The sequence below is a fragment of the Corynebacterium provencense genome, from assembly GCA_900049755.1.
GTDB classification, from domain to species: domain Bacteria; phylum Actinomycetota; class Actinomycetes; order Mycobacteriales; family Mycobacteriaceae; genus Corynebacterium; species Corynebacterium neomassiliense.
This window is the reverse complement of the sequence record LT160592.1, coordinates 1,332,472-1,355,165: the sequence shown is the minus strand read 5'-3', so window position 1 is coordinate 1,355,165 and position 22,694 is coordinate 1,332,472. Positions and strand designations below refer to the sequence as shown.

Annotated in this window: 20 protein-coding genes and 1 pseudogene; 7 read left to right on the top strand and 14 right to left on the bottom strand. The window is 66.3% G+C overall.

Annotated elements, in window-relative coordinates; all coding sequences use genetic code 11:
* Nucleotide 1: 1 nt before the first annotated feature.
* Nucleotides 2-1,282, bottom strand: a complete 1,281-nt coding sequence (locus BN3906_RS06170; RefSeq protein WP_066585432.1) for an alkane 1-monooxygenase — start codon at nt 1,280-1,282, stop codon at nt 2-4.
* 240 nt (nt 1,283-1,522) lie between these two features.
* Here BN3906_RS06170 and BN3906_RS06165 point away from each other — a divergent pair, with 240 nt between their 5' ends.
* A complete protein-coding gene (locus tag BN3906_RS06165; RefSeq protein ID WP_130840175.1) occupies nt 1,523-2,335 on the top strand; it encodes an ABC transporter ATP-binding protein in 813 nt (270 codons plus the stop codon).
* 10 nt (nt 2,336-2,345) lie between these two features.
* Nucleotides 2,346-3,128, top strand: coding sequence for a signal peptidase I (gene lepB, locus BN3906_RS06160; RefSeq protein WP_066586234.1), 783 nt, complete (start codon nt 2,346-2,348; stop codon nt 3,126-3,128).
* Between the two features lie 49 nt (nt 3,129-3,177).
* Here the strand turns inward: lepB and BN3906_RS06155 are convergent, their stop codons facing one another.
* From BN3906_RS06155 to thiM, 7 genes and pseudogenes are all read right to left on the bottom strand, one after another.
* On the bottom strand, nt 3,178-4,428 hold the full coding sequence (locus BN3906_RS06155) for a dicarboxylate/amino acid:cation symporter (RefSeq protein ID WP_066585430.1): 1,251 nt from the start codon (nt 4,426-4,428) through the stop codon (nt 3,178-3,180).
* A gap of 113 nt (nt 4,429-4,541) precedes the next feature.
* Nucleotides 4,542-6,110, bottom strand: coding sequence for an alkaline phosphatase (gene phoA / locus BN3906_RS06150; RefSeq protein ID WP_066585428.1), 1,569 nt, complete (start codon nt 6,108-6,110; stop codon nt 4,542-4,544).
* Between the two features lie 117 nt (nt 6,111-6,227).
* Nucleotides 6,228-6,698 (bottom strand): FCD domain-containing protein, encoded by a 471-nt coding sequence (locus BN3906_RS15050; RefSeq protein ID WP_261796865.1) that lies wholly within the window; start codon nt 6,696-6,698, stop codon nt 6,228-6,230.
* Nucleotides 6,699-6,761: 63 nt separating this feature from the next.
* Nucleotides 6,762-7,028: pseudogene (locus tag BN3906_RS15345) on the bottom strand (GntR family transcriptional regulator); the annotation flags it as partial.
* On the bottom strand, nt 6,995-8,089 hold the full coding sequence (locus tag BN3906_RS06140; protein ID WP_147592820.1) for a sulfurtransferase: 1,095 nt from the start codon (nt 8,087-8,089) through the stop codon (nt 6,995-6,997). The gene BN3906_RS06140 and the pseudogene BN3906_RS15345, both read right to left, overlap by 34 nt.
* A 5-nt stretch (nt 8,090-8,094) precedes the next feature.
* On the bottom strand, nt 8,095-9,438 hold the full coding sequence (locus BN3906_RS06135; RefSeq protein ID WP_066585423.1) for an LLM class flavin-dependent oxidoreductase: 1,344 nt from the start codon (nt 9,436-9,438) through the stop codon (nt 8,095-8,097).
* A gap of 18 nt (nt 9,439-9,456) precedes the next feature.
* Nucleotides 9,457-10,251 carry a hydroxyethylthiazole kinase gene (thiM, locus tag BN3906_RS06130; RefSeq protein WP_066585421.1) on the bottom strand — a complete coding sequence of 265 codons (795 nt, stop codon included), beginning with the start codon at nt 10,249-10,251 and terminating at the stop codon, nt 9,457-9,459.
* A gap of 209 nt (nt 10,252-10,460) precedes the next feature.
* Here thiM and BN3906_RS06125 point away from each other — a divergent pair, with 209 nt between their 5' ends.
* Together BN3906_RS06125 and BN3906_RS06120 are read left to right on the top strand one after the other, a co-directional pair.
* On the top strand, nt 10,461-10,691 hold the full coding sequence (locus BN3906_RS06125; RefSeq protein WP_147592818.1) for an aldehyde dehydrogenase family protein: 231 nt from the start codon (nt 10,461-10,463) through the stop codon (nt 10,689-10,691).
* Nucleotides 10,692-10,716: 25 nt separating this feature from the next.
* On the top strand, nt 10,717-11,115 hold the full coding sequence (locus BN3906_RS06120; protein WP_390620321.1) for an aldehyde dehydrogenase family protein: 399 nt from the start codon (nt 10,717-10,719) through the stop codon (nt 11,113-11,115).
* A gap of 37 nt (nt 11,116-11,152) precedes the next feature.
* Here the strand turns inward: BN3906_RS06120 and BN3906_RS06115 are convergent, their stop codons facing one another.
* Nucleotides 11,153-11,923 (bottom strand): nuclear transport factor 2 family protein, encoded by a 771-nt coding sequence (locus BN3906_RS06115; protein WP_066585409.1) that lies wholly within the window; start codon nt 11,921-11,923, stop codon nt 11,153-11,155.
* Between the two features lie 2,948 nt (nt 11,924-14,871).
* Here BN3906_RS06115 and BN3906_RS06105 point away from each other — a divergent pair.
* The 3 genes from BN3906_RS06105 to BN3906_RS06095 all read left to right on the top strand — a co-directional run bounded on the left by BN3906_RS06105 (nt 14,872) and on the right by BN3906_RS06095 (nt 17,457).
* Entirely contained in the window at nt 14,872-16,140 is a 1,269-nt protein-coding gene (locus BN3906_RS06105; RefSeq protein WP_066585404.1) for a cystathionine gamma-synthase, read from the top strand.
* A 14-nt stretch (nt 16,141-16,154) separates the two neighbouring features.
* The gene (locus BN3906_RS06100) at nt 16,155-16,979 is read left to right on the top strand and encodes a hypothetical protein (protein WP_261796864.1); all 825 of its coding nucleotides are present in this window, start codon (nt 16,155-16,157) and stop codon (nt 16,977-16,979) included.
* A gap of 172 nt (nt 16,980-17,151) precedes the next feature.
* Complete coding sequence (locus tag BN3906_RS06095; RefSeq protein ID WP_066585401.1) at nt 17,152-17,457, top strand: YdeI/OmpD-associated family protein; 306 nt, start codon at nt 17,152-17,154, stop codon at nt 17,455-17,457.
* Nucleotides 17,458-17,465: 8 nt separating this feature from the next.
* On the opposite strand, the gene BN3906_RS06090 is transcribed toward BN3906_RS06095, so the two are convergent.
* The 5 genes from BN3906_RS06090 to BN3906_RS06070 all read right to left on the bottom strand — a co-directional run bounded on the left by BN3906_RS06090 (nt 17,466) and on the right by BN3906_RS06070 (nt 22,693).
* On the bottom strand, nt 17,466-19,010 hold the full coding sequence (locus BN3906_RS06090) for an MFS transporter (protein WP_066585399.1): 1,545 nt from the start codon (nt 19,008-19,010) through the stop codon (nt 17,466-17,468).
* Nucleotides 19,007-19,627 (bottom strand): TetR/AcrR family transcriptional regulator, encoded by a 621-nt coding sequence (locus BN3906_RS06085; RefSeq protein ID WP_066585396.1) that lies wholly within the window; start codon nt 19,625-19,627, stop codon nt 19,007-19,009. Before BN3906_RS06085 ends, BN3906_RS06090 begins: the two co-directional genes overlap by 4 nt.
* A 164-nt stretch (nt 19,628-19,791) precedes the next feature.
* A complete protein-coding gene (adhP, locus tag BN3906_RS06080) occupies nt 19,792-20,817 on the bottom strand; it encodes an alcohol dehydrogenase AdhP (protein WP_066585394.1) in 1,026 nt (341 codons plus the stop codon).
* A 314-nt stretch (nt 20,818-21,131) separates the two neighbouring features.
* A complete protein-coding gene (locus BN3906_RS06075) occupies nt 21,132-21,947 on the bottom strand; it encodes a hypothetical protein (RefSeq protein ID WP_066585392.1) in 816 nt (271 codons plus the stop codon).
* A complete protein-coding gene (locus BN3906_RS06070; RefSeq protein ID WP_066585389.1) occupies nt 21,944-22,693 on the bottom strand; it encodes an ABC transporter ATP-binding protein in 750 nt (249 codons plus the stop codon). The genes BN3906_RS06075 and BN3906_RS06070 overlap by 4 nt, the downstream gene beginning before the upstream one ends.
* Nucleotide 22,694: the final 1 nt, after the last annotated feature.

The window sequence follows — 22,694 nt, the reverse complement described above, 5'->3', positions numbered from 1 at the left end:
GTCACACCGCCTCTGCGCTGTGGCGTGTGTCGGCGATGCGGTTCCACTTCCTGCGGAGTCTGGCGGCTTTCGCCGGGTGCAGGTTGGCCCGTTCGATGTCGTAGTTGTAGTACTGCATCAGTCGTCTGTCCATGACCCGGGTCCACAGCGGCGGGATGGCCGCGGTGGCGATCATGGTGGCGTAGCCGGCGGGGAGTTCCGGGGCGAAGACATCCGATCTCAGCGACTGGTAGCGGCGGGTGGGGTTGGCGTGGTGGTCGGAGTGCCTCTGCAGCTGGTAGAGGAAGATGTTGGTGGTGAGGTTGTCGGAGTTCCAGGAGTGCTCGGGGGAGCACCGCTCGTAGCGGCCGTCCTCGAGCTTGCGGCGGAGCAGACCGTAGTGCTCCAGGTAGTTGACGAACTCCAGCAGTGCGATGCCGATGACCGCCTGGATGATCATGTAGGGGAGGACGCCGACACCGAAGGTGACGAGGAGGACGCCCCAGATCAGGACGGTGATCAGCCAGGCGTTGAGGACGTCGTTGTCGAGGTTGAACTGGCTCTTACCGGCTCTGGCGAGTCTCTTCTTCTCCACGTTCCAGGCCCGCGGTATCTGACGGGGGATCGAGCGCACCAGGTAGGAGTAGACGTTCTCGCCCATCCTGGAGCTCACCGGGTCCTCAGGGGTCGCGACTTTCACGTGGTGGCCCTTGTTGTGTTCGACGTAGAAGTGGCCGTAGGCGGGGATCGCCAGGACGATCTTGCCGAGCCAGCGTTCGAAGCTGCCTTTCTTGTGGCCGAGCTCGTGGGCGGCGACGATGCCGATGCCTGAGGTCATGCCCATGGACCAGGCGAGTCCGAGCTTGTCGTACCAGGTCAGTCCACCGTAGGTCCACTGCCAGCAGCACAGGACGATGCTGGCGAGCATGATCGGGAAGTAGAGGTAGGAGATGATGCGGTAGTACTTCGTCTCCTCCAGCTGGGGGACGAACTCCTCGGGGGCGTTCTCGCCGTCCCTGCCGAGGACGAAGTCGCCGATCGGGATGAGGATGAAGACGGCGACGGGGCCGAGGAACCAGGTGGCGTGGACGAAGAATTCCGGGGCGTCCACTGCTTTCATCCATTCGACGCCACCCAAGAGGATCAGGGGGATGGCGGCGGGGAAGAGGCTGAAGACCCAGGCGTACTTCTTCTTGTCGATCCACTTCTGTTCTTCGGCGGTGAGCTGGTGTCCGTTGGTTCCGGCGGGGTCGCCGGCGGCGTCTCCGCCGTCGGCGGTCCGCCGGGATTCTGTCGTGGTCATGGTTCTCCTCCGGGGGGGGTGGTGTCGATCGGAAGGTGGTGTGCGCCCTCCGGGGCTACAGATGTGATCTGTAGCACACGTTCCAGATTGTGTTGTTCACGATACGATACTCATTCGCCGTCAACAACCACTTTCGGGAAACTCGCGGAAGAAAGATCACCGTGCCCCTCTGAACTGGCGGAATCACGGACCGGAGCCTCCGTCCCGTGCTGCCGGTTTCTGCGTAGTACCCTGCCCCGCATGACCGAGAACACCGTCTCCACGGCAGTCGACATTGACGATGTCACGGTCCGCCGGGGACCCCACACCCTTGTCGGACACTTCAGCGTCACCATCCCCACCGGGACCCACTGGGCGGTTCTGGGGCCCAACGGTGCAGGGAAGTCCACGATGCTGAAGCTGGCGGGAGGACGCCTCTACCCGACCACAGGTTCAGTCCGTATCCTCGGCCGCACCGTGGGACGCACCGATGTCCGTGAACTGCACAGGATCATCGGGTACGTCGATCCCCGCCAGAGGTTCGATGATCTCGAGGCCCGGGAACTGGTGCTGTCCGGGGTCTCGGCGTCCAACGGCCTTCTCCGACGCTTCGGCTACACCGCCGGTGACCGTGCACGAACCGAGGAACTGCTCGACCTGGTGGGCATGGGTGACAGGGCCGACCGTCGGTGGCACGAGATGAGTCAGGGGGAGAAGGCCCGCACGTTGACCGCCCGCGCCCTGGTCACAGAACCGCAGATGCTGCTGCTCGACGAACCGTCCACGGGGCTTGATCTTCCCGGACGGGAGATCCTGCTGCGGGTCATCGATGACCTGCGGGCAGCCCTGCCTGACCTGACCACTGTCCTGATCACGCACCATGTGGAGGAGATCGCGGCGTCCACCACGGACGTCCTCATGGTCAGGGACGGTGGAGTGCTCGCCAGCGGACCGGTCGATGAGGTGCTCACCGCAGGAAATCTCGGCAGACTCTACGGTATCGAGGTGTCTCTGCAACGGGTCCGGGGCCGCTGGTTCGCCTTCAGTGAAGGCCCGGGGCCGGGCGGCGACTAGGCTCGCACAGGTGAGTGAAGACAGTGGACGCAGCGGTGCTCAGGCCGGCGGAACCCCGGACGCACAGGCGGACGGCACACAGGCAGAGGCGGCACAGTCAGACCCCGGTAAACCACAGCGCCCCGCGTGGCTCGAGTACCTCGTCACCGTGGTGGTGGCGCTGCTGGTCCTCGGCCTGGTCAACACCTTCGTCGGACGGTTGTACCAGATTCCCTCGGAGTCCATGGAGCCCACTCTGGTCGGTTGTGACGGCTGTACCGGGGACCGGATCGTCGTCGACAAGCTGACCTACCGTTTCAGTGAACCTGCCGCCGGTGACGTGGTGGTCTTCTCCGCCCCTGCCGGCTGGGAGGACGGCTGGACGTCCGGACGTTCCGGCAACCCGGTGATCCGTTTCGGACAGGAGGTCCTCTCCACCGTCGGGATACTCCCTCCTGACGAGTACACACTGGTCAAGAGGGTCGTGGCTACCGGTGGACAGACTGTGCAGTGCAGGCAGGGGGACCCGGGGATCATGGTCGACGGGAAGAAGGTCGACGATTCCTACACTCTGTCTCCGAGGGCGTACCCGGTGGATCCGATGACCGGTTCCGACGCCTGCCAGGGGGAGTACTTCGGGCCGGTGACCGTCCCCGACAACGCGCTGTGGGTGATGGGGGACAACCGGACCAATTCCAGGGACTCGCGCTACCACCTGAATGACCCGGACAAAGGTTCCGTACCCGTCGACAATGTCATCGGCAAGGCCCGGTTCAAGGTGTGGCCGGTCAGCAGGATCGGAACAGTGGACTGACGGCCGCTTCTTCCCGGCCGGGACACTCGTGCCCCTGCCGTTTCCCCGCCTAGTTTCTTGCCCTGGTGATCTCCCCGGCGACTGTCTCGTTGATCTCCGCCTCGCGGGAGTCGACGCCGGAACCGGACCCGAGGCTTCCCCCCGAGAGCTTGTTGACGATCAGGACAATGGCGCCGTCACCGGTGACGTTCGCCGCGGTGCCGAAGGAGTCGATGGCGATGTAAGCGGCGATCATGACGGCGATCTGGTCCTGCGTGAATCCGAGCTGGTCGGACAGGACGCCGACAGCCGCCATGATCGCGCCTCCGGGAACACCGGGTGCGGCGATCATCATGATGCCGAGCAGGAACAGGAAACCGATGATCTTCCCGGTGCTGATGTCCATGTCGAACATGTGGATCAACGCCAGAGCGAACAGGGTGATCTTCATCATCGAACCGGCGAGGTGGATCGTCGCGCACAGGGGGACGGCAAAACCGGCGACGTTCTCGGTCACCCCGTTCTTCTTCGTGCATTCGAGAGTCACGGGAATGGTCGCCGCAGACGAGGAAGTCCCCAGCGCGGTCGCGTAGGCGGGCATCATGTTCCACAACGCCCGGAACGGGTTGGTCTTCGTGACTGCACCGGCGACAAGGTACTGGCCGATGACCAGCAGGACCGTCATCACCACGGCAAGCAGCAGGACCTTGACCAGTGAGCCGATGACGTCCAGAAGAGTTCCGTTCATGCCCATTCCGAGGAAGGTGCCGAAGACGAAGACCGGGAGCAGCGGAATCACGAAGACCTTGATGACCTTCATGACGACGCCCTCGAGTTCCCGGACCCCGGCGTAGATGACCTCGGACTTCACGCCGGTCATCGCCAGACCGATGCAGAAAGCGAGGATCAGGGCGGTCATGATGTCGAACGGGGCCGGCATCTCGATGTCGAAGTACGCGGTCAGGGCACCTTCGTCGATGTCTCCGAGAGTGTCGGGCCTGCTGTCGCCGAGAAGCCTGTCATAGGTGACGGTGGCGACGCCGAAGGCGATGAGCCCGGAGATGATCGTTGAAGCGTAGGCGATGCCGGTGGTGATGCCGAGCCATTTTCCGGCACCCTGGCCGATACCGGCGATGGACGGGGTGATCAGGGCGAAGATCAGGACCGGGATGAACAGTCCCAGGAAATTGCTGAACAGTCCGTTGAACGTCACGAACCCCCGCCCCAGCCAGTCCGGAAAGAAAAGACTGCACAGGATACCGAGAATGATGGCGATGATGATCCTGAACAGCAGGTTGCCGCGGAGTTTCCTTGACGTCATGGTGGAGACCTTAGGACGCCGAAACTCCGTGAATCAATCTGCCGGCAGGGCTGCCGGTGAGCGCTCCCCCCGGGGTCGGGGAGTAGTGGGAGAGCTGCGCGGCGGGTTCCCGGCTACTTCAGTCCCAGCGCGTCAGCGACGGTGAAGTGCAGGTCGGTCTGGTCGGTCAGGCCGGTGACGTTGGCGGCACCCGGACCGTAGGCGGCGATGCGCAGCTGGGTGCCGGTGTGACCCTGGTCGGTGACATCCTGGTTGTCCGAGGTGGCGTAGGCGACGGTCATCTCCGAACCGTCCTTCGTCGTCAGGTTCCGGGACAGGCCGGGGTAGACGGTGGCGCGGGCCTCGTCCACGCTGACACCGGCTTCCTTCGCCATGTCGGCGACATCCTCTTCCGTGACCGGGGCGACGATCTGGCTGGTGTGCGCGTGGTCGGCGGTGACGATGACGAGGGTGTCCCCGTCCTTCTGCGCGAACTCCAGAGCCTTCTGCACAGCCTCATCGAGGTCGACGGTCTCACCGATCTGGCCGCAGGGGTTGGCGGCGTGGTCCTGCTTGTCGATGGACGCGCCCTCGACCTGGAGGAAGAAGCCCTTGTCCTTGCCCGCGGGATTGGCGCTGAGCAGGTCAATGGCCTTGGAGGTCATGTCCGCCAGCTTCGGGATCTCGGCGGTGCGCTCGGGATTGTCCGTGCACTTCTCGGCAGGCTGCAGGTAGCCCTCCTTCTCCGCTTTCTTGCCCTCCCAGCGGACCGGCATGTTGCCCTCGCTGAAGAGGCCGAGAACCGGGGCGTCCTGGTCGGCGGAGGTGATGCCGGCGAGCTCGTCGGCGTTCTTCGGGAGCTGGTAGCCGCGCTCCTTGGCCTGGTCGATGAGGGTCTTTCCCTTGTACTCGCCGGCGACGGCGGTCTGGTCGAAGCTCTCCGAACCACCGCCGAGGGTGACATCCGCCCGGGTTTCGAGGAGCTGCTCGGAGATGGAACCCTTGCCGCCCTTGTCGAGCAGGTCGTCACCGCAGGCCTCGGCGTCCTCCGGGCCGTAGCACTTGCGCTGCGCGACGTGCGCGGCCTGGACAGCGGGGGTGGCGTCCTGGATCTCCGACGTGGTCACGTTACCGGTGGCCAGGCCGGCGGCCTTGGCCTTCTCGATGAGGTTCTCGTGGGGTGCGCCGTGGATGTCCACGCCGATCGCACCGTTGTAGGTCTTCGTTCCGGTGGCCCAGGCGGTACCTGATGCCGCAGAATCGGTGACGTAGTCCGGTGAGCCGTCCTTGTTCAGCGAGTAGTGGGTGTACTGGCCGGACACCGGGAGTGCGTCTAGGCCCTTGAACTGGCCGGCCGCGCCTTCGGCGTAGTTGCGGGCGGCGGTGATCTCGGAGTCACCCATGCCGTCACCGATGAGCAGGATGACATTCTTGGCGCCGGCGTCCTTCATGGCTCCCCGGATGAAATCGGTCTGGTCACCGTCGAGACGGCGGGCACCACCTGGTGTGGTGATGTCGCCTTCGGCGGCACGGTCGGCAAGTTCGCCCGAGGACGCCGCGGGGGTTGCCTCGGCGTGGGTGGCTTCTGCACTGCTGGCGCTGCTGTCCTCGTCACCGCTGCTGCAGGCGGTGGTGAGGAGGAGGGTGGCGGCGCTGACTGTGGCGACAGAGGCGAGGGCTCTTCTTCTTCTTGAGTTGGTCACGGGGGCGGACCTTACGATCCCCTGGTGAACCGTGGGTACGCCACGAGAGGCGGAGAAGTGAACCTGCCGTGAACAGTAGGGGCAGGGGCGACCACGGTAACCGGGTTCGGGAATCTTTCAGATAACCGGATGCGCGCGCCGGCCCGCCCCGACCAGCTGACCGATCCTCGCCTCCTGGTCACGGTCGAGATGCTGCTGCATCAACGCGCGTGCGGAGCTCGCGTCACGGTCCATGATGGCTCGCGTGATGTCCATGTGCTCATTCACCCGGGAGGCCAACGGCCGGGCATCGCCGGTGCCGGACAGCAGGGTCCAGGGAGCTGAGACCCTTATCTGTGCGTCGAGCCGGGCGAGAACGTCCACCAGGGTCCGGTTGTGTGCGGCATTCCTCACAACCTCGTGCCAGCTGTTCAGGTCGGCGCGGGTCAGCTCCTCTGATCTCTCTTCGCCCACGGGCTCGCCGGGTACGGGCGAGGGGTCACCGGCCGGTCCCGCGCCCCTGAGATATCTTTCGAAGTGCGCAAGGTCAACGTCGCCGTACTTCCTGGCAGCAGCGGCTGCCGCCGAGGACTCCACGACAGCCCGCACCTCGAAAACCTCCAGCAGCTCTTCAACCGTCAGGATACGGGGGCGGTACCCCCGGGTCTCCCTGGTCAGGAGCCCGTCGTGTTCCAGTAGCGCCAGAGCTTCCCTGACCGGGGTCCGGGACGCATTGAACTGCTCTCCGAGTGCAGAAGGTATCAGGAGGTCATTCTGACTGAACTCTCCACTGACGAGCGAACTCCGAATCTGCCGATATATTGAATCCCTGGTGTTCAGAATACGCTCCTTATTATGCGTGACCGTTAATACGCACCCGGTGAAAGGGGAGCACCGGTATACCTTCAGGCTACCGGGCGGCCCGGGTCGGCGCGCCACTCAGTCATGGACCCGTCGAAAACACTCAAGTTGGTGAATCCGTTGGCCGTCAATGCCAGAGCAAGTCCCGCAGCATTTATCCCGCCTCCGCAGTACAGTATCAGGTTCTCAGACGGTGAATTCTCCGGTCGAAGTCCGAGAGAGCGGGCGACAGCGAGTGTCCTCTCGTCGGAGACGGTACCGTCAGGATTCAATGTGTCGGCATAGGGGAAGTTGACAGATCCTGGTATATGACCGGTGGAAGGATCTCCGTCGCGCTTCACGAACTGTTCGTGACGTAGGGCGCACACCAGCTCCGTGCGTGTCGTGCCGGCCCGGTGTGGCGTGGCGTCACCGGAGCTCAGGCCGTCACTCAGGTGCCCGACCTGTTCCAGTTCAGTGAACATGTGGGCGGGTTCCTCCTCCCGTAGTCTGATGGTCGGAAGGTACCGCCGCTGACTGGGCTCCTCTCCTGAGCGCACCCGGTAGCCGGAGCTCTTCCACCTGGCCAGGCCTCCGTCCAGGACTTTCACCCCGGACACTCCGAAGGAGCGGAAGAGCCACCACAGCCGGGCCGCCCATGCTCCGTTCAGCTGATCGTAGATGACCAGGGTGACGTCCCCGGGTGACGCGCTCCCCTTGTCAGATTCCGGGTCAGATTCCGGTTCAGATTCCGGGGGAAGTGCCGCCGGATGCACTGCCTGGCCGTCGTTCCGGACGGTATTCGTGTCGGAGACAGGGAACCCGGATCTCTTCAGGGCGCTGATGAACTGTCGTTCTGTCGGGCGGGTGAAGAGGAAACCGGAACCTGAATCGGAGAAATCCAGGAGCAGGTCGGCGAAGAGTGCCCCCGGGATGTGCTCCGAGAGGTAGTCGCTCCACCCGCTGGAGTAGTGCCGGTCCGTGCCCTTGAGGGAGTGGTCGCGGTGAACGGAAGCGTCAATGATGACCGGGACATCAGGTCGGTCGGGTGCGCGATCTACGGATCCCGGAAGGTCTCCTGTCTGCCGGGCCAGCCATTCCACGGAAACCAGGGGAGACTGCGGTGCAGCTCCAATGGTGCCCTGAACAGAACTCTGCATCGTGCTCACTGTCCCTCAGTTTTCACGGCCGCCCGGTGGATCCATTCGTTCCTTGCAGGCCGTGGCAGTCCCAGGTTGTCGCGCAGAGTTGTTCCCGAATACTCTGTACGGACCAGACCCCGCTTCCTGAGCTCGGGTATGACCTTGTCGGAGAATTCTCGGAACGAACCGGGGACATGGGTCGGCTGTATCATGAATCCGTCCGCGGCCTTGTTGTCCAGCCATTTCTGCATGGTATCCGCGATATGGACCGGAGAACCCACCATTCCGCCTTCAGTGCGTGCCCCGTACCACGCTCCGATCTGTCGGATGGTGAGATTCTCCCGACGCGAGAACTCCATGATCTCCTTGTAGTGGCCCTCGACACCCACCTCTTCGAGTGAGGGGAGTGGCCCGTCGAGATCGTACCGGGTGAGGTCGACGTTGACGTGGTAGGCCATCCGTGAAAGACCTGCCTCCGGTGTCACCAGACGGGCGAAAGCCTCATGCTTCGCCCGGGCGTCGCTGTCGTCCTCGCCGACCACCACGGTCGCGGCCGGGAGAATTTTCACCTGTTCGGGGTCTCTGCCCCATTTCCTGGCGCGTTCCTTGATGTCCCGGTAGTAGTCCTGTGCGGATTCCATTGATTCATGACTGCAGAAGACGACGTCGGCCCACCTCGACGCCAGGTCTCTGCCGGCGTCGGACGCTCCTGCCTGGAACAGGACGGGATAACCCTGTGGTGGCCGGGGAACGCCCAACGGACCCCTCACCGAGTAGTACCTCCCCTGGTGGGATACCTCATCGACCAGATCGGGGCGGGCGAAAACTCCGTTGTCCTTGTCGAGCAGTACGGCGTCATCGTCCCAGCTGTCCCAGAGCCGGGTGACCACCCGGAGAAACTCCTCGGCTCGTCCGTACCTGTCCTTCTTGGCGTCAAGGCTCCGTGAGCCGAAGTTCTGGGCCTCGGCGTCCTGGAAACTCGTCACCACGTTCCACCCTGCCCTGCCCCCACTGAGGTGGTCGAGTGTGGCGAAAGTCCGGGCGATCGAGTACGGCTGGTTGTAGCTGGTGGAAGCTGTCGCGGCGATGCCGAGGTGGGTGGTGACTGCCGCCATGACACTGACAACGGGGACCGGGTCCATACGGGGGGTCCCCGTCCCCCACTTCACGGCAGGCTCGAACGAGTCGCCGAGACTGCGTGGCACTGTCAGTGAATCGGGTACAAAAGCTACGTCGAAGCCGGCATCTTCGAGGATTCTGGCCATGGTGGCGTAGTGGGAGGCAGAGAGGAAACTGGTGGGTGCATTCGGATGCCGCCACCCGACAGTTCCCTGTGCTCCTGCATTGAGAAAGGCTGCCAACTGCATTTCGGTTACTCCTCAGCTTCAGTTGTCTGCGTTCGCGAGTGTGTGGAGGCCGTCCACCAGGGCGACGGCGAATGATCCGGTCCCTCCGTGCGGTCCCACTGTCTGCGCCGCGATCTCCGCAGCGCGGGCAAAGGCGGCGTGTGAGGCGACCGTTGCGCGCAGGGGATCCTCCACCGCTGCCACGGCTGCGGCCGTCAGGGCGCCGAGACTGCACCCGGCCCCGGTGACCTGGGTGAGGCGTCTGTCTCCACCGGTGACCGCCACCGTGGCGGTGCCGTCCGTGATGTAGTCGGTGGGCCCGCTGACAGCCACGACGGCGCCGGTATCGCGGGCCAGCTGTTCGATATGCCCCACTGCCTGGTCAGAGTTCAGAGTCGTCTCGACTCCTCTGCCCTGTCCCTCCCCTCCTGCCAGGGCAACGAGCTCACTGGCGTTTCCCCGGATGACGGTCGGACGGTAGGCCAGCAGTGACTTCACCAGGGAGTCGTACTCCGGGGCGGACCCGGCGGCGACAGGATCGAGAACCCACGGCGTCCCCGCTCGGTGTGCCGTCTGCGCGGCGGTCCTTATCTCGGATTCACTGTTGCTGATGACCGTCGCAGTGTTGATCCACACCCCCTGGGCGGTGGCGGGAAAAGTACTGGTCCAGTCGGCGCCTGCTCCGATGGCGGGTCCTGCGCCTGCAGCCAGGACGACGTTGGCGCTGAGGTTGGCGGCGATGTAGTTGGTGAGTCCGTACACGAAAGGGGATTTCTCGGCGATCGTGGTGTAGTCGGCGGCCACTTGTGGGGCGTCATATGTGGTGAAGTGCATCTTCCGTGCCTCCTGCGGGCGAGTTGGTAAGTGTATACACATGGATACACTTGAGTTTTCGGGTGGTGCAGGGATCCGTGCACTGTGATCCGAATACCCGCCGTGGGGCCCGACCGCACCCCGTGCGGTCGGGGCTGCGACGCCTGTGGCCGGGACTGACTATCCTCGCGGACACGACCATCCGTCACCGTCACCACCAGGAGAACACCATGTCTGAGACCTCCACCACCTCTGCTGCCTCTGCGTCGTCTGGGCCGGTGTACCGGTCCGTCAACCCCGCCACCGGCACCACCACCGCCACCTACCCCCACCTCACCGACACCGAACTGGCCGGCATCCTCGACACCGCCGCGGCAGCCGCAGCAACCTGGCGGGCCACCCCCGTCACCCACCGCGCCGCCGTGGCCGCCCGCATCGCCGACCTGGCTCGACCAGCTTGACCGGGCCGTCGCCGCCGGGGCGACGGTGCATGTCGGCGGCACCCGGGTCGGCGGCGCGTTCGCCGACGGGTTCTACGTCTCCCCGGCGGTGGTCACCGGGATTCCGGTGGGTTCGCAGATCTACTACGAGGAGTTCTTCGGCCCGGTGGTCACCGTGTACCGGGCAGGTTCGGACGCCGAGGCCCTGGCCCTGGCCAACAACACCCAGTACGGGCTGGGGTCGACGGTGTTCGCGGTGGAACCGGGCCGGGCCGAGGCGTTCGCCGAGGGACTCGACGCCGGGATGACCGGGGTCAACCAGTCCGCCCCGGAGACTGAGGGGATGCCGTTCGGCGGGGTGAAACGCTCCGGGTACGGTCGTGAACTCGGCCCGTTGGGTATCGACGAGTTCGTCAACAAACGCCTCTACTCCGTAAAAAAATAACCCACAGGGGCACGGGGAGCGGGGTCAGGAAACCAGGTCAGAAGATGCCGTGGTCGTGCAGGGCCTCAGCATCGGCGGGTACCTCGGTGACGGCGTCCCACATCTCGGTGAGCACACCGTCACTGAGATGCCAGAGCTCCGCATAGGAATGACGCACCCCGGCCACTGACCCTTCCGAGTGCGTGAGGACGAACTGCCCGTCCGCGACAGTGCGGTGGATCCTGTCGTAGACCAGACCCTGCCCCTTCGCCTTCAGGTCCTCGAGGTAGCCGATCACGGCGTCCACCCCGTCGGCGATGTCCGGACTGTGCTGCAGGAACACCCCGTCGCGGGTGTACCGGCGGAAACCGTCGTAGTCCCGGCCTATGAGTGTGCGGGTGAAGAACTCCGTCACCGTGGCACGGCTGGCCTCCGAATCGACGGAGCTGTCGACCTTGACCGGTCCGTCAAGCTGCGTACGCCCGCTGGGGTTCGGCGCGGCGACAGGGACCAGTGAATCCCAGTGTTCGACCAGTTTTCCGTCGGCGACCCGGTAGATGTCGAAACCGACCAGGTCAGTCTCGTCGAGGCCGGTGAAGCGGCCGTGGAGGGCGACGAGGTCACCGTCGGCGAGAACTCTCGCGTTGGTGTACCCGACAGCGTCCCCGGCTCCCTCGACCATGGTCCGGAGCCCGTCACGGTCGCCGGCGACAAGTGGTGAATGCTCGATGAAGTTCTCGGAGAAGGCGGTGTCCAGGACGCCGGTGTCACCGCGGTCGAACAGCGCGGTGTGGGCGTCGAGGACGAGTTGTCCGTAAGTTCCTGACATGGTGGTCTCCCTGGGAGGTGGTGGTGGTCAGAATGCCCGGCACGGCGTGCGTGCCGATTCCCCACCGTGTCTACCCTTTCCCGGAGATGACCGCAGGAAGCCTATTCGTCGGTGGCGGTGGCCGCTGCGGCCGTGGTGGACGACGGGGCCGTCACGTCAGAGGCCGTGGACTGTGCAGATTCCGCCGGGACAGGCGAGGAGGTTTCCCCGGCTGTCTCCTCCGGGTCGGACGCCCCGGTGCTCGAAGGAGCTGCCGACGGTGCCGCTGACGGTGCCTCCGACGGTGCTGCGGAACGGGTTGCCCCGGACTCCTCGACCGGTTCGGAGCTGACGGATCCGGCCGTCCCGGACTGGACTGCCTCGGCCGGGGTGGCGGAGGTGGAGGACGCCGGGGTGGGGGATTCGGTACCCGTCGTGGTGGTTTCAGTGGTCTCAGCGGCCTCAGAAGGTTCAGTGGTTCCGGTGGTCTCGTCCTCGGCGTTGTCGTCGCCGGCGGCCAGTTCCGCGATCCACTTCAGATCGTCCGGAAGTGTGACGCTTTCCGCCCAGTTCGTGAAGATCCGGTCGGGCCGGGAGAGGTCATCGAGGGTCACCGTGCCGAGACCGAAAGCATTGTCCCAGGTCACAAGGCTGATCTTCGGGAGCAGACCCGCATCGGCGTCCTCGGTGATCTTCTCGATCTCCGGGGTGCCGAGGATGTTCGGACGCTCGGTGCCGTTGACCTCCACCGCGGGGAAGAAGACGACCCGGTGGCCGAGCCACTCCACGGTCACGGGCTCACGCAGTCCGTAGTCGGAGGTCAGCCATGCCGCGGTGGTTTCGCGGGTGGACTTCTCCGTCTTCGGATTCCCCTCCTCGTCGAGGACAGGCTGCCCGTCCTCGTCGAGCACAGGCACGTCAACTTCTTCGGTGCGGACGTCGCGGGTGAACCGGACGAAGTCCTTGGCGAACTTCAGCCGGCCTTCCTCACTGGTGAGGTTCTCCGCCAGGTCGTCGAGGAACGGGGTGGTCTCCGACTTGCCGGTGAGCTGCTTGACCAGGGCGTCATTGCCCAGGACGAGTGACGAAAGGTCGGTGATCCCGACCTGGGACTGCCGCGACTCCCCGACAACCGGGTCCCGGAGATCCTCGTAGGTGTCGAAGGTTCCGAGGATGTTGGTGCACGAGCCGAGTCCCTCCGCCGTGGCGGTGGCGGACAGTCCGAAGCAGGAGACTTCCTTGAGTGCGGGAAGGCTGAGGTTCTCCGCCGTGTCCAGCAGGCCGGAGGCCTCGTCGCCGGCGAGGTCGGTGATGCCGGACTCCTTCAGCCGGTCGAAGTTGATCGGCTGGCCGAACCAGGTCAGTCCGATTTCGTCGGTGTCCATGTTCAGGGCGGTGCTGATGCCCAGGTCGGAATGGGCGATGGAGCTGCGCCCCTTGTCTGCGCCGGCCAGTGCGACGGCGGGGAGTCCGAAGAACTTCCTCGCCTCCGCCACTGCCGAACCGTTCCGCATCGCAGCGGCGACCTGGACGCCGTCGCCGGAGACGGTCGCCGAGCCCTGGGGGGAGGTCGCCCCGAGTTCCGGCAGCATGACCGGGGCGGAGGCGTCATAGGTGTGTCCGGTGAGGTATTCGGCGATCTTCAGGGCCTCCTGCCGCTTTTTGAGGTTGGCGTCATAGGTCCTCTCCTTCCAGCTTCCGATGCACCTCCCGAAGAGCTCGAAGCCGTCGCAGTACCGTTCGGTCTTCTCGTCCACCGGGAGTGCCGCATCGGACCTGACCTGTTCATACGAGCTGTACTCCCCGAGTTTCGACGGGTCGATCCGGGGCAGGTGCTGTCCGTTGCCGATAGGTATGGCGTTGATGATGTCCTTGACCGTGTCACTGCCGAGAGCAGCCGCGCTGAGAATCTCGAAGAGATTGCGCTCACCGAGCTCGTACTTCTTACCGAGAATGTTGATGTCGTCGCCGAGGTCCACGGTGAGTTTCTCCGCGGCACTGCCGAGTTCGATGTTGTCCGGCAGGACCACGGCGGTTCCGTTGCCGTCGGAGCCGCTGCAGTCTGCGACGGCCACCGGACCGGGGTCCGTGGTGGTGCCGGCGGCTGTGTCTGGGGCTGTGTCTGGGGCTGTGTCGGCGGGCGTGGCTGCAGGGTCGGCGGCATCGCCGGCGGGGTCCTCGGTGGCCGGGGTGGAGCGGCACACCTCGAGGTAGTCGAGGATGAGGTCGTTGGTCAGCAGTTCATCGAGCTGGGCGGGGTTGAAGCTGTCGGCGAGGGAGCGTTGGGCGGCGGCGGTCGGGATCGCCAGCGTCCCGGCGCCGAGTGTGAGAGCGGTACCGAGGCCGAGAGCGCCGGCGAGCCACGCCTTCCGGCGTGGGGTNGGCGGCATCGCCGGCGGGGTCCTCGGTGGCCGGGGTGGAGCGGCACACCTCGAGGTAGTCGAGGATGAGGTCGTTGGTCAGCAGTTCATCGAGCTGGGCGGGGTTGAAGCTGTCGGCGAGGGAGCGTTGGGCGGCGGCGGTCGGGATCGCCAGCGTCCCGGCGCCGAGTGTGAGAGCGGTACCGAGGCCGAGAGCGCCGGCGAGCCACGCCTTCCGGCGTGGGGTCCGGGGTGCCTGTGCCCGGCGGTGGCGACCGGCGGATTCGCGGCCGGTGGGGGTGCTGTCGGAGCGGGGGGATCCGGGTGAGGTGGTGGAGCCGGTGGAACCGGAGACAGGGGCCATGGGAAGAACCTTTCGTCAGTACCGTCACGGTGATGGCACGGGTACTAACCCTCTTCCCAGGGAAGTGTTACCTTAACCCCCGCGGAACACCCCCGTACTTTTTCTCAGCATCCGGTACGGCGGGGACGGTCCGCGGCAGGGGCGGTCCGGGCGGTCCGGACGGTTCGATAGGATTGCCGGACTAGGATGGCCGGACGTGGAACCGCAGTCCGCCGCCCCCGACACCGTCCCCAGGAGAACCCTGCATGAACAGCGCTGACCCCTCCCTGCACACCGAGCACGACAACCGGGCGGACGCAGGTACCGCCGCCCGTCGCGAGGCATCCCACGCCACCGCGTCCCGGCTCGCCGATGCGTCGGGGCGTCCCTTCGGCTTCAACACGAACGCGATCCACGCCGGCTATGCCCCGGACAGTCAGACCGGTGCGGTCAACGTCCCCGTGTACGCGTCCACGACGTACGCCCAGGACGGGGTGGCGCGGCTGCGTGGCGGTTTCGAGTATTCGCGGTGCGGCAATCCGACGGTCACCGCGGTCGAGCAGGCCGTCGCCGCCCTGGAGGGCGGCCGTTTCGGGCGGGCCTTCGGCTCCGGTATGGCGGCGACCGACACTCTGCTGCGCGCACTGCTGCGCCCCGGGGACCATCTCATTCTCGGCAGTGACGCCTACGGGGGAACTTTCCGGCTCATCGACACCACCTACCGGGAATGGGGGGTGACCTGCTCGATCGTTGACACCGCCGACACTGCAGAGGTGACCGCGGCGCTGCAGGACAACACCCGGCTGGTCTGGCTGGAGACCCCGACCAACCCCATGCTGGGCATCACCGACATTGCGGCGACCGCCGCAGCGCTGAAGGACGCCGGGCACGGGGCGAAGCTGGTGGTGGACAACACCTTCGCCAGCCCCTATCTGCAGAAGCCCCTCGGCCTCGGTGCCGACGTGGTGATGCACTCGACCACGAAGTATCTCGGAGGCCATTCCGACGTCGTCGGCGGCGTCATCGTCACCGACGACGAGGATCTCGACAGTGAACTGCTCTTCCTGCAGGGAGGGGTGGGTGCGGTGCCCGGTCCTTTCGACGCCTACCTGACCTACCGGGGCATCAAGACCCTGGGTGTGCGTATGGACCGGCACTGTTCCAACGCTGCCGCTGTCGCCGGTTTCCTGCAGTCCCGTCCGGAGATCTCGACCGTGCTGTACCCGGGACTGCCCTCGCATCCGGGGCACGAGGTCGCGGCACGTCAGATGACCGGATTCGGGGCGATGGTCTCGGTCCGCTTCGCCGGAGGAGAGGACGCCGCGCTCCGGTTCTGCGAGTCGACCAGGCTCATCTGCCTGGCAGAGTCCCTCGGAGGTGTGGAGTCACTCCTGGAACATCCGGCGAAGATGACCCACCAGTCCGCGGCCGGTTCCGCCCTCGAGGTGCCGAATGATCTGGTGCGGATCTCCGTGGGCATCGAGGACATCGACGATCTTCTGGCTGACCTGGCACAGGCGCTGGATTCACTGTGACGGGGACCGGCCCTGTGACCGGCCCTTTGACCGGCCCTGACGGTCTGGTCTACGACCCGGCGGACTGCCGCATCGGTGTCCGCTCGGGGCACACCCTCCTCCACGTCACCCTGTGGCACCCCAACTGGGGCTCGGCGAAGACCGCGGCACTGCGGTCCGGCCTTTTCGGGAGCGCCGGGACGACCGTGGCCCCGGATGTCTCTGTGGCGCGGGAGCTGCTGGACGCCGCCCTCGGCAGTGTCGTCGCCGAAACCTGGATCGGCACGGTCGAGGTCACCGACCACAGTCCCGCGCACGCGGTCACGATGGGCGGGTTACATGCCATGGTCGAGCGCATGGCGTCGGACGCCGTCGACCCGGACGGGGATCCGGAGTGGACTGAACTCCGTATGCATCTCGACGGGGCGCCGGCCGTGGTCCGTACCCTGGTGCCCCTCGCCCCGTCGGTCGCGCCCGGTCACGACAGGCATGTCGTGGTGTCCCTGCATGTCGACCCGGTCTCGGCGTCCGACCTCACCGGGGCGCAGGTGCGGTCCACGGTTCTCGCTCTGGAGGACGCCCTGACCGCGACGGTGCGGGAGAACAGGGCGGGGCTGCCGGTCGCGGTGGTGCACCGGTCGGGTGAGGGGCGGTCGGGGGACGGGAGCATCACTGCGGCAGCAGGTGAGGGCACGGATGACGTCGTGGTCCTGCACTACTATCTCGGGTCCCCGGGCGCGGACCCGGACCATGTCCTCAACACCCTGCGGGCGACAGTCTCGACGTGGGAGCTCGGGGAAGCCTCTCTGGTCGACGACGTTGATCCGGCCTGGGCCGCGGTGCAGCACTTCCGGGTGTGACCGGCGGCCCGGTTCCCGGGTGGCGCAGTGTGCGGATGATCGCACGCCGGGCCTTCGCGTGCAGTGATGTGTGAATGTGTGTGAATACGTGCGGGCCGATCCTGCGCGTTCCGTGTCCTTTTCCGTGTCCCTTTCCATGTCCCTTTCCGCCGTTCCAGGTAGCGTCGTGCCCATGAATGAAGTGAACGTCTCCGGTGGCGTCGTCCACGAACTGCCCGATGACCTGCGGGACGCGATCCTCGGCGGTGACCGTGGACCCGGCGACGACGGCGCGTCGGCGGTGGCCCGGCCTGTCATTGAACTGTGGGAGGACATCACGCCGCTGGCACGCAACGAATTCATCTGCTGGGTCGAGGATGCGAAGCAGGCGAAGACACGGGCCCGACGTATCCGCCGGACCTGCGAGGAGCTGGAGGAGGGGAAGCGGCGTCCGTGCTGCTGGCCGGGGTGCCGGCACCGTGAGCGTACCGGCGCCTGATCCACAGCTCAGTGCGCCGCCTGTGTTCCCTTCGGGGTGATGAAGAAGACGGCCACACCCACGGCGAGCATCAGCAGGCCGCCGGCGATTCCGGCGGTCTGGAGCGAGTCCGTGAACGCTTCCGCGGCCGATGACGCCAGATCGGGAAGTCCGGCCTCCCCGGCGATGTGCATCGCCGCGCCGAGGGATTCACCGGCCGGGTCTGTGAGCTCCTCCGGCAGTCCCAGTCCCCCGGCGAGAGAAGTGAGGTGGTCACGGAACACCAGCGCGGAGATGCTGCCGAGTACGGCGACGCCGAGGACGCCCCCGATCTCGTAGGACGCCTCCTCGAGGGCTCCGGCGTTGCCCGCCTTGTCCTCGGGTGAACCGCCCATGATCATGGCGGAGGCGACGGCCAGTGACCCCACTCCCGCGCCGACGAGGAGCATGGCGACGAGGATCACGGGGTAACTCACTCCGGACGGGGAGAGACCCATGTACAGCATTCCGGCACCGGCGAGGATGATCCCGCCCGCGACAACTCCGCGCGATCCGATTCTGCGGCTGAGCACCGGTGCCGCCACCGAGGCGAGAGCAGCGGCGACCGCCACCGGGATGAGTTTCACGCCGGTCTCGACCGGGCCCGCTCCGTCGACGAGCTGCAGCCACTGTGCGAGGAGAAGCAGTGCTGCGATCATGGCGAACGTCGACCCCAGTGCGGCGATGATCCCTGCGGTGAACGGGCGGCTGCGGAACAGGCGCAGTTCCAGCAGGGGGGAGTCGCTCCGCAGGCACCGCAGGGTGAACCAGGCGAGTACCGCGACGGCGGCCGCGAAGGCGGCCAGTGCCTCCGGCACGGCGAGGGACGCCTCCTTGCCGAACTCTTTGACGGACCAGACCAGGAGGACCATGCCGACCATCGACTGGACTGCGGCCACCCAGTCCCATCGGCCGGGGGAACCGACCGTGGATTCGGGCAGGAGGAAGTACCCGGCGATGATCGCCGCCCCCATCAGCGGAACGTTGATGAGGAACGCCGCATGCCAGCTGAAGTGTTCCAGGAGGATGCCTCCGACCAGGGGGCCGAGGGCCGATCCCAGGCCGGAGATGGCCGCCCAGATGCTCAGGGCTGTGGCGCGTTCTCTGAGGTCGGTGAACAGAACCCGGATCATCGACAGGGTCTGGGGCATGATCATCGCCCCTCCGACGCCGAGGAAGGCCCTGATGGCGATGACCTCTGCGGCACTGTCTGCGACGACGACGAGCAGGGAGGCGAGGATGAAGAAGCTGTAGCCCAGCATGAGCATCTTCTTGCGGCCCCACCGGTCTGCCACCGCTGACCAGGGGACGAGCAGTCCGGCGAGGACGAGGGAGTAGACGTCCATGATCCACAGCTGCTGTGTGGAGGTCGGCTGTATCTCGGCGGCCATCGAAGGAAGCGCGATCGTGAGGATCGTCATGTCCATCGTGATGACGAGCAGGCTGGCGGTGAGGACGCCGGTGGCGGCCCACCTGGCGGTGCGAGAGAGGTGTGCTGACGGGTGTGGCCGGGAGTCGGTCCGGGGCGTGGTCACTGGTCCTCCTGTGTGGGGGGCATTCCGATGATGGCGGTGAGGGCGGCGGCGAGGGCGGGTCGGCTGACCGGGGTGTCGTGGAGGGCGGCATGGACCGTCACTCCGTCGATGTAGGCGACGGCCGCGGTGGCGCGTACCGTGCCCACCTGTGCGGCGAGCAGGTCACTGAGCTGGTCAGACCACTGCAGTGCGATTGTCCGGAGAGGGGCGTCGGTGGTCGCTGTGCCCAGCATCACCAGGGTCGCGTGCACCTGTCTGGTGTTGGACAGGAAGCCGTGCAGCACGTCGGCGCAGTCGGCGATGGCCTGCCGGGTGGCGGGGGAGGAGATGTCGGTGAGGTCGGCGTCCCGGATGAGGTCGGCGATGCCTGCGAGATCCCGCTCGTTGTCGTCGGCGAGGGTGCGGAGGGCTTCGGCACGCAGGTCGTTGATCGTGGTGAAGTACCTGGTGGTGGACCCTACCGCGACGCCTGCCCGTGCTGCGACCGCGCGGTGGGTCAGTCCGTGGACGCCGGATTCGCAGATCAGTTCCGCGGCGGCGCGGAGAATGGCGGCGCGTCGTCCTTCCGGGTCCCGGCGTCCGGGTGTGGGGGACGGGGTCTGTTCAGGATGTGTCATGGTCTCCCTCTGCTGATGTACAGACGTACACGTACATATGTACATGGACATTTGTACATCAGTCCTGGGAGGGGGACAACACTGCCTGCGTGGACGCAGAAAAAGGCCGCCCCGCACAACGGGACGGCCTCTGGTCCGGTCGGGGGACCGGCCGGTGACGGATCTCAGTAACGGATCGCCATGCGTCCGTCGATCTGTCCCTTCACCATCTTCTCGAAGACCTCGTTGACGTCCTCGAGACGGCACTCGTGCACTGTGGGGTGGATGAGCCCGCGTGCGTAGAAGTCCAGGGCTTCCTCGAGGTCCTGGCGGGTACCCACCAGTGAGCCCCGGACGGTGAGTCCGTTGAAGACGATGTCGAAGATGGGGGCGGGGAAGTCTCCCGGGGGCAGTCCGTTGAAGACGATGGTGCCGCCCTTGCGGGCCATGCCGATGGCCTGGCCGAACGCGGCAGGGTGGACCGCTGTGACGAGGATGCCGTGCGCGCCACCGTTCGTGTACTCCTGGACCGCGGCGGCAGGGTCGACCTCGCCGGCGTTGACGGTGAACTCTGCCCCGTGCTTCTTCGCCAGCTCCAGCTTGTCGTCGGCGATGTCCACCGCGATGACACGCATGCCCATCGCCTTGGCGTACTGCACGGCGATGTGGCCGAGACCGCCGACCCCGGAGATGACCACGAACTGTCCGGGCTTCGTCTCCGAGACCTTCAGTCCCTTGTAGACGGTGACGCCGGCGCAGAGGATCGGTGCGACCTCCAGCGGATCCGAACCGGCGGGGATGCGGGCACAGTAGCGGGTGTCGACCAGCATGTATGTCCCGAAGGAACCGTCGACGGTGTATCCGCCGTACTCGGCGTCGGGGCAGAGGGTCTCCCAGCCGGTGCGGCACTGCTCGCATTCACCGCAGGCCGACCAGAGCCAGACGTTGCCGACAAGGTCACCGACGGCGACGGAATGCGACCCCGGCCCCAGGGCGACGACTTCCCCGACACCTTCGTGACCGGGCACGAAGGGCGGTTCAGGCTTGACCGGCCAGTCGCCGTGGGCGGCGTGGAGATCGGTGTGGCAGACGCCTGAGGCGATGAGTTTCACGAGTGCCTGGTGGCGGTCAGGGGTGGGCAGTGCGACATCTTCGATGACGAGAGGGGCGCCGAACTCTTCGACGACGGCTCCGGTGAAAGTCTCGGTCACGGGGTTGTCCTTCCGGTCGGGGTGGGTGGTGTGTCCTGCACGCTAACAGCAGCCCCGGTGTGACAGCCATGACTTTCCGGAGACTCCCCGGAATGCGTGTCCGTCTCCGGCCCGTGGGGACTGTCCGTCGACCGGGTGTCCGCTCCGGCGCGACAGGAAAGACACTGGTGGCGGGGGTGCTCCGGGGAGGCGGCCACCGGAGGGTGATGCGGAGGCGCGTCGTTGGACCGTGGGGGTGAACAGGGGTGGTTTTGAAGATGAATCAACCGGGGTATTGCTGGAATCGGTCAGTGGATATATCCACACAGTTGTATCTACAGTTCAATCTTCTGCCCCGCCCTCAGTCGCACCGCACCCAGTCCCACCAGGACCGTTGCCACGACAAACACATAGAGCAGGGCACCGTCCGGCCCCCACGCGGGGGCCAGTGCTATCTCCTGCCCGGTCGCGTACTGGCCGTTGAGGAAGGGCATCCAGCCCAGTGCCTCCGCCCCACCGGGGATGTAGGTCACCGCACTCTCGACCAGCAGCGACCACAGGGTCAGCACCGCCACCGACGCCGCAGGCACCCGCACCAGGGCGCCGACCCCTACCCCGATCCCTGACGCCGCCACCGCGTAGGCCGGCACCGCCCACAGGAATCTGAGCCCCTCGGCCGAGGCCACGTCCACGGTCCCGTAGACCCCCGGGAAGACCCGCGGCAGGACCAGCAGCAGAATCACGGTCGCCGCCAGGGAACAGCATCCGGCGACGATCCCGGTGACCAGCCACCGTCCGCACAGGTCCGCACCTGTCCGCGGCAGTACGTGCCGGCGCAGTTCCCCGGCCGCGCCCCGGGTCGAGGTGGACTGGGCGTACGCAGCCACCACCGCATGGACGGTGACGCCCAGCGAGATGACCCAGAACAGGGAGTTGGTCGTACCGACCTCACGCACCCGGATCAACGCCTCGCCGATGCCCGCCGACCCGTCACCGGAATCACCGTGCAGGGTCTCCGCGACCGCCGCCACGGCGAGGCTGACCAGCAACGGCAGGAGCAGGCCCAGGGGGAGGGACGCCAGGAGAAGGGGACCGCGGCGTCCTCCCAGACGAACCAGTTCGGCCGCGGCACTGCGTCCTAAGGCAGTCATCTACGCACCTCCGCTGATCCGGCGGAACGGGGAACCAGGGTGACCACGGCGTCCTCCAGTGAGGCATGTTCCCCGCGGACCTCGGCGACTGTCCCGGACGCCGCAACCCTGCCCGCCTCCAGCAGCAGCACCGAATCTGCGGTCTTCTCCACCTCGGCGAGGTGGTGGCTGGCCACGATGACGCACCGCCCGCTGTCGGCCAGGTCGCGGAGCAGCCGGCGGAGCCACAGCACACCGGCGATGTCGAGGCCGTTGAGGGGTTCGTCGAGGACCACGTTGCGTGGGCCACCCAGCAGGGCGCCGGCGATGCCCAGACGCTGGAGCATGCCCAGGGAGTAGCCGGACACTGTGTCCGTGGCGACCGCGTCGAGGCCGACCTGGGTGAGACGTCGGTCAGCCTCCGCGGCGTCCAGACCCGAGGCGGCGGCGAGCCACCTGAGATGTCGCCGGCCCGTGTGCCCGGGGTGTACGGCGGTGGTGTCGAGGAACATGCCGGTCACCCGTCCCGGCGCATCCGGGGAGTCCGGTGCGCCCGGTGCAGGACCGTCGACGAGGACGCGCCCGGAGGTCGGACGCCGTACCCCGCACAGCAGCCGGAGCAGGGTGGACTTCCCCGTGCCGTTGAGCCCCAGGACGTAGGTCACGTGCGAGTCGGGGAAGGTGTGGCTGACACCCCGCAGCGGCGTGACCGGATGTCTGCCGGACAGGTTCCGGAAAGTACAGGTCAGATCGGTGGCGGTGATCACG

What these genes read in the sequence shown, in the direction of transcription:
- BN3906_RS06135 (WP_066585423.1), bottom strand. Translation starts at nt 9,438, where the DNA reads ATGCAGTTGGCAGCCTTTCTCAATGCAGGAGCACAGGGAACTGTCGGG.
- BN3906_RS06075 (WP_066585392.1), bottom strand. Translation starts at nt 21,947, where the DNA reads ATGACTGCCTTAGGACGCAGTGCCGCGGCCGAACTGGTTCGTCTGGGA.
- BN3906_RS06165 (WP_130840175.1), top strand. Translation starts at nt 1,523, where the DNA reads ATGACCGAGAACACCGTCTCCACGGCAGTCGACATTGACGATGTCACG.
- BN3906_RS06125 (WP_147592818.1), top strand. Translation starts at nt 10,461, where the DNA reads ATGTCTGAGACCTCCACCACCTCTGCTGCCTCTGCGTCGTCTGGGCCG.
- BN3906_RS06105 (WP_066585404.1), top strand. Translation starts at nt 14,872, where the DNA reads ATGAACAGCGCTGACCCCTCCCTGCACACCGAGCACGACAACCGGGCG.
- BN3906_RS06095 (WP_066585401.1), top strand. Translation starts at nt 17,152, where the DNA reads ATGAATGAAGTGAACGTCTCCGGTGGCGTCGTCCACGAACTGCCCGAT.
- BN3906_RS06155 (WP_066585430.1), bottom strand. Translation starts at nt 4,428, where the DNA reads ATGACGTCAAGGAAACTCCGCGGCAACCTGCTGTTCAGGATCATCATC.
- BN3906_RS06170 (WP_066585432.1), bottom strand. Translation starts at nt 1,282, where the DNA reads ATGACCACGACAGAATCCCGGCGGACCGCCGACGGCGGAGACGCCGCC.
- thiM (WP_066585421.1), bottom strand. Translation starts at nt 10,251, where the DNA reads ATGCACTTCACCACATATGACGCCCCACAAGTGGCCGCCGACTACACC.
- BN3906_RS06140 (WP_147592820.1), bottom strand. Translation starts at nt 8,089, where the DNA reads ATGCAGAGTTCTGTTCAGGGCACCATTGGAGCTGCACCGCAGTCTCCC.
- BN3906_RS06115 (WP_066585409.1), bottom strand. Translation starts at nt 11,923, where the DNA reads ATGTCAGGAACTTACGGACAACTCGTCCTCGACGCCCACACCGCGCTG.
- BN3906_RS06085 (WP_066585396.1), bottom strand. Translation starts at nt 19,627, where the DNA reads ATGACACATCCTGAACAGACCCCGTCCCCCACACCCGGACGCCGGGAC.